The following is a 4,915-nucleotide window of genomic DNA, read 5'->3' as shown; positions in this document are numbered from 1 at the left end:
TAACTTAATCAACCACCACGTAGAGCATCTCAGCAATCCGTTTCCCTACTACCAGCGGTCGTTCGTTCACCTGAACTACCCATTGGTGAAGCGGATCGGGAACGCGCACAAGGGTGCGACCAGGCACAAGTTCGTTACTCCAGAGCCGTTGTAAGAGGTGTGGTTCGTAGCAGACCCATTCGGCAATTCGAGCCAGCCGACAACGCTGTCCAAAGGGCGCCTCGGATACTGGACATTCATAAGCGCCATTCGTACTACGACCCGGAATCGGATTGCCATGCGGACAAACCGTTGCATGGCGCGTTAGCTCAGCCACCCGCTCAATAAACAACGGCGAGACGACCGACGTCAACCGCAATGCTTCACGATGAACAAAGATCCACGGCACGCCAACCACATCAAGCAAAAACCGCTCGAGCAAGCGATGCCGGATTTGCGCCTGACGCGCCCAACAACTGCCGAGCGCGGTTAGCTCTAGCGCGCCTTGCGCATTGCTCTGCACCAGAGTGCGCTTGCTCAACTGGTGAAGCACGGATAATACATGGGCCGGCTCTCCATCCAGACAACGCACCAGGTTGTCGACAAAAACATGGCCTTGATCATCGGCCAGATCGGCCAACGCTATCAAACACGTCAGCTCGGCTGGTGAAAGGCGCGTCATAGCACTCGACGCTCGAAGTGATAGATCAGAGGTCAGCATAGGCAGTGATGTGGTATGACAGGCGATGACCAGGGTGAACCGCGACGCGCAATCGCGCGCCGCGGCGGTAGCATACCCGACTAGCCGTGATGAACCTTGAACGGCTTGCCGCGTGGCTCGACCGGTAGATCAGGTCGAGTGGTATCCATGATGATCTCGTGGAGTTCGAGCTTGTTGGGAGCAGTGAAGGCCTCTTTGGGCAGTGTGCCCGAACGAGCATGGCCTTGCCGGAATTCATCTGAGCGAACCCATGCTTCAAAGTGGGCGCGGCTCTCCCAAACTGTCAGCACGATGTACGGATCACCCGGATTCACCGGGCGGAGCAATTGGTTGCTCACAAAGCCGGGCATTCGATCAACCAGGCGGGCACGATTGCGGAATGTCTCTTCAAACAGGTCTGCATAGTCGGGGTGGACATAGATACGATTGGCTGTCGTGATCATTATCGTGTTCTCCTTACAGGCCGAAACCATAGTGTCGTCGGGTTCGCAAGATGAGGAAGAGGAAGAACGGGCCACCAGCAAAGGCGGTAAACAGTCCAACTGGTATCTCTGCTGGCGCCGCCAGCGTTCGCGCCAGCAAATCGGCCAATACCAGCAGTGTTGCCCCGCCCAACGCGCATGCTGGAATGAGCCAGCGGTGATCGGGGCCTATCGCCAGTCGGACGATATGGGGGACGATGAGACCGATAAACCCGATTGGCCCGGTCAAGGCGACGGCAGTCCCCGTCGCCAGGGTTGCCAGTACCACCGCAGCCCGTTTCACCCATTCGGTGCGTACACCAAGATGGCGCGCCTCCGTTTCTCCTAATGCAAAGAGATTTAAGGCAAAGCCGAGTCGCGGCGCCAGCGCGAGCGCGATCAGAATAGGAGGCGCAGCAGCCAGCACCGTCTCCCATAGAGCGCCCCCCAACCCGCCCATCGTCCAGAAGACGATTGAACGCAATTGATCATTGTCAGCGAGATAGGTCAACAAACCGGTTGCTGCGCCAGCCAGCGCATTGATTGCCAGACCAACCAGCAATAACATAGCGACATCGGTGCGACCATGCCGACGCGATAGCCGATAGATAAGCACCGTGGCAAGGATGCCGGACAGAAAGGCGGCAATCGGCAAGGTATAGATGCCAAACACCGCCACGCCGCTGATAATGGTGAAGACTGCCCCTAACGCTGCCCCGCTACTAACGCCAATCAAACCGGGATCGGCAAGTGGGTTGCGAAAGATCGCCTGCAAGAGCGCGCCACTAACCGCCAGTGCCGCTCCGACCAGTCCGCCCAGAATCACGCGGGGAAGGCGGATATTCCAGAGCACTGCTATCTGCTGCTGCGCCATTGTTGCTTCAGGCAACAGCCCGATTTTGTGCAAGACGATCGCAATCGCTACATCGGGAGGAACGGCAACGGCGCCAATGCCAACCCCCAACAAGAGCATACCAACCAGCGCCACGATCAAGATTGGGAGAAACCAGCCGCGCCGAATGGTATGCTGTCGAAGATGACCCGTAGCAATGGTTGTAGCGCTCATGATCCACCCGTCTGCGCAACTGCGTCACGGAATGCTTGTACCAGATCGGCCAATGCCTGACCGGCGCGGGGTGTCATCCCATTCAGGTAGAGGTCATCGAAATCGATGACTCGTCGTTGTTGACCGGCTGGAGTATCGGCTAGACCCGGAATCTGGAGCAAACCATCAATGCCACCTACCGACTCGAGACCTTTCGTCAACACGAGCAACACATCCGGTTGGGCCGCAATGACTATCTCAGCGCTCAACGGCGCGTAATTCACAATCCCTACTTCGGCCCCAACATTCACGCCGCCGGCAGCGGTAATCATGGCATCGATGGCAGTATTGGACCCGGCTACCTGCTGAACATCAGTGCCACGCAAATAGAGAAACATCACGCGAGGCTTGCGCGGGAGTGAAGCGGCTTCGGCGCGAGCTTGCGCAATTTCAGCCTCTACACGAGCGGCTAATTCATACCCACGCTGCGGAATGCCGAGCGCGCGGGCAACGAACAGAATCTTTTGCGCAGGCGACTCGAGAGTTGGCGAACTGGCCGTAAGCGCAACCGGTACCCCAGCCGAACGAACCTGCTCCAGGGCTTCAGGCGGGCCAGCCGCTTCAGTGCCGATGACAAGAGTAGGATTCAGCGATAAAATGCCTTCAGCATTCAACCGGCGCTGATATCCAATGTTGGGAAGCACACTCGTCTTCTCCGGAGGATAAAGGGCGCTTGTATCAACACCAACCACATAATCACCCATACCGAGCGCAAAGATGATCTCGGTAATATCGCCGCTTAAACTGACGATCCGGTCAATCGACTCAATCACAACCGTCTCACCCCGATAATCAGTTAGCGAAACCGGCAGTGCCGGTTCTACATCGGTGGTAACGTTCGATACCGGCGCCGCTGTGGGCGCAGGCGCCGCTGTGGGCGCGGGTACAGCCGTGGGCGCAGGCGCCGCTGTGGGCGCGGGTACAGCCGTGGGCGCAGCAGTTGGACTATTGCCACAGGCCGTCAGCAGGCCAAGAATGAAAAGGAACAACAACAGCGTGGTATGCTTCGTCGTCATAGGTAGTACTTACTCCTTGATCATCTCTACCGGCAAACTAAGCACCAGTGGAGCAGACATTCGCGGATGCTGCTGTACTGTGATTGGTACTCCATAAATGTCGCTCAGCAATTCGGCGCGCAAGACCTCCCATGGCGAACCGATGGCGCGCAAGACACCCCTGTCCATAATCCCGATGCGGTTGGCGTAGAGTGCTGCCAGATTGACATCGTGCAAAACGATCAAGGCGGCGCCACCCTGATCGGCTGCGTGGCGGGCCAATTGCAACACTCGATGCTGATGACGAAGATCAAGCGCCGCAGTTGGCTCGTCGAGCAGGAGTATTGGCGTAGTTTGAGCCAGAACACGCGCCATATGCACGCGAGACTGTTCGCCACCCGAGAGGGTCGGCAGAGGACGCGCGGCGAACGATGCGGTTTCGGTCCGCGCCAGTGCCTCCAGTGCGATTGCTCGATCACGTTCACTTTCCCCGCTCCCGCGCAGGTGTGGCGCTCGGCCCATCAGTGCCACTTCCAGCGCAGTAAAGGGAAAGGTAACGTTCGACTGCTGGCGCAGCACAGCGCGTTGCTGCGCCTGTGCCAGCGCCGACAACCGGTTGATCGGCTGCCCGGCAAGCCAGATGTCACCGCTGGTTGGGGGAATATCGCCAGCCAGTAGGCTGAGTAGCGTGCTCTTCCCGGCTCCATTGGGGCCAACGAGTGCCACTACTTCGCCAGCAGACAAACTCAGTGAAACCGACCGTACCAGCCAGTGGCTGTCGAGACAATAACCAATGTCATGAGCAACCAGCAGTTCCATAGGATCAGCCTGTTGTGACAATATGTGCTAAGCGACGAAATTAGAATATACTAATTTTATGAATTTGTCAACCAAAAACATAAAAAATCTGATAAAGGCTTACAGTTGCGGTAAAAGGCTTGCCGGCCATCGCTAACCGGGCCATCATAATCCGCTATCCCGATCGATTCCACTGCTGTTTTGCTCCGAACCTGAATGTGTCGTACAGCACTGTGCCATCCCGATTCCACCTGTCTGGTCACACCCTTATCAATCCCTGCCCGGACCACTCCGAGGACTCCATGCCACCTGCGGGCAACAACTCAATACTTTCCGCGACAGCATGCGATACAGGAACGCAGTGGTCACATACCCACTCAAACTTGACACACCCCTTGAGCTGTGTTATACTTCACCGCGTTGCGAGGGCGTATAGCTCAGCAGGTTAGAGCGCGATCCTGATAAGATCGAGGTCGGTGGTTCGAGTCCACCTACGCCCACCAACATTGAGAGAATAGAGAATGTCGGTTCATTCTCTATTCTCTCTTGTTTTGGGGCGATAGCTCAGTTGGTAGAGCATCTGCTTTGCACGCAGAAGGTCAGGGGTTCGAATCCCCTTCGCTCCACCACATCCCTCCTCCCCTCCTGCTGTGCGGTCGGGCTGCGGTGTATGCTGCGGCCCGCCGATGTTTTCGGGGCGCTCCGTCATTGCCAGGCTGGCATTTCCTCCACCACAGAACGGGCAGGGAGAGCATTCCTCCCGCTACCGCGCACGGACAGGAACGTTCCCTGCGAGCGGTAACGTACCGCCGGGAGCTGGCGGCATGCCCTGTGACGCAGCGGCGCGCCTCAGGTT

5 protein-coding genes and 2 tRNA genes are annotated in these 4,915 nt (G+C 57.5%); 2 read left to right on the top strand and 5 right to left on the bottom strand.

The genetic code is table 11. The features are described from left to right. Nucleotides 1–4 precede the first annotated feature (4 nt). The 5 genes from Q0650_RS18040 to Q0650_RS18020 form a co-directional block, all read right to left on the bottom strand. Nucleotides 5–661 carry a metal-dependent transcriptional regulator gene (locus Q0650_RS18040; protein ID WP_298821536.1) on the bottom strand — a complete coding sequence of 219 codons (657 nt, stop codon included), beginning with the start codon at nucleotides 659–661 and terminating at the stop codon, nucleotides 5–7. Nucleotides 662–780: 119 nt separating this feature from the next. Further along, nucleotides 781–1,143: an antibiotic biosynthesis monooxygenase gene (locus Q0650_RS18035; RefSeq protein ID WP_298821535.1), complete on the bottom strand. Its 363-nt coding sequence runs from the start codon at nucleotides 1,141–1,143 to the stop codon at nucleotides 781–783. Nucleotides 1,144–1,156: 13 nt separating this feature from the next. Further along, nucleotides 1,157–2,227 carry an iron ABC transporter permease gene (locus tag Q0650_RS18030; RefSeq protein ID WP_298821533.1) on the bottom strand — a complete coding sequence of 357 codons (1,071 nt, stop codon included), beginning with the start codon at nucleotides 2,225–2,227 and terminating at the stop codon, nucleotides 1,157–1,159. After that, nucleotides 2,224–3,282 carry a hemin ABC transporter substrate-binding protein gene (locus tag Q0650_RS18025; protein ID WP_298821531.1) on the bottom strand — a complete coding sequence of 353 codons (1,059 nt, stop codon included), beginning with the start codon at nucleotides 3,280–3,282 and terminating at the stop codon, nucleotides 2,224–2,226. Before Q0650_RS18025 ends, Q0650_RS18030 begins: the two co-directional genes overlap by 4 nt. A gap of 9 nt (nucleotides 3,283–3,291) precedes the next feature. After that, on the bottom strand, nucleotides 3,292–4,080 hold the full coding sequence (locus Q0650_RS18020; RefSeq protein WP_298821529.1) for a heme ABC transporter ATP-binding protein: 789 nt from the start codon (nucleotides 4,078–4,080) through the stop codon (nucleotides 3,292–3,294). Nucleotides 4,081–4,485: 405 nt separating this feature from the next. Here Q0650_RS18020 and Q0650_RS18015 point away from each other — a divergent pair. Together Q0650_RS18015 and Q0650_RS18010 are read left to right on the top strand one after the other, a co-directional pair. Beyond that, nucleotides 4,486–4,562 (top strand) — tRNA-Ile (locus Q0650_RS18015). 50 nt (nucleotides 4,563–4,612) lie between these two features. Beyond that, nucleotides 4,613–4,688: transfer RNA gene (locus Q0650_RS18010), tRNA-Ala, on the top strand. Nucleotides 4,689–4,915: the final 227 nt, after the last annotated feature.

The organism is uncultured Chloroflexus sp., assembly GCF_937129525.1.
Lineage (GTDB): Bacteria > Chloroflexota > Chloroflexia > Chloroflexales > Chloroflexaceae > Chloroflexus.
This window is presented reverse-complemented; position numbering and strand designations above follow the sequence as displayed.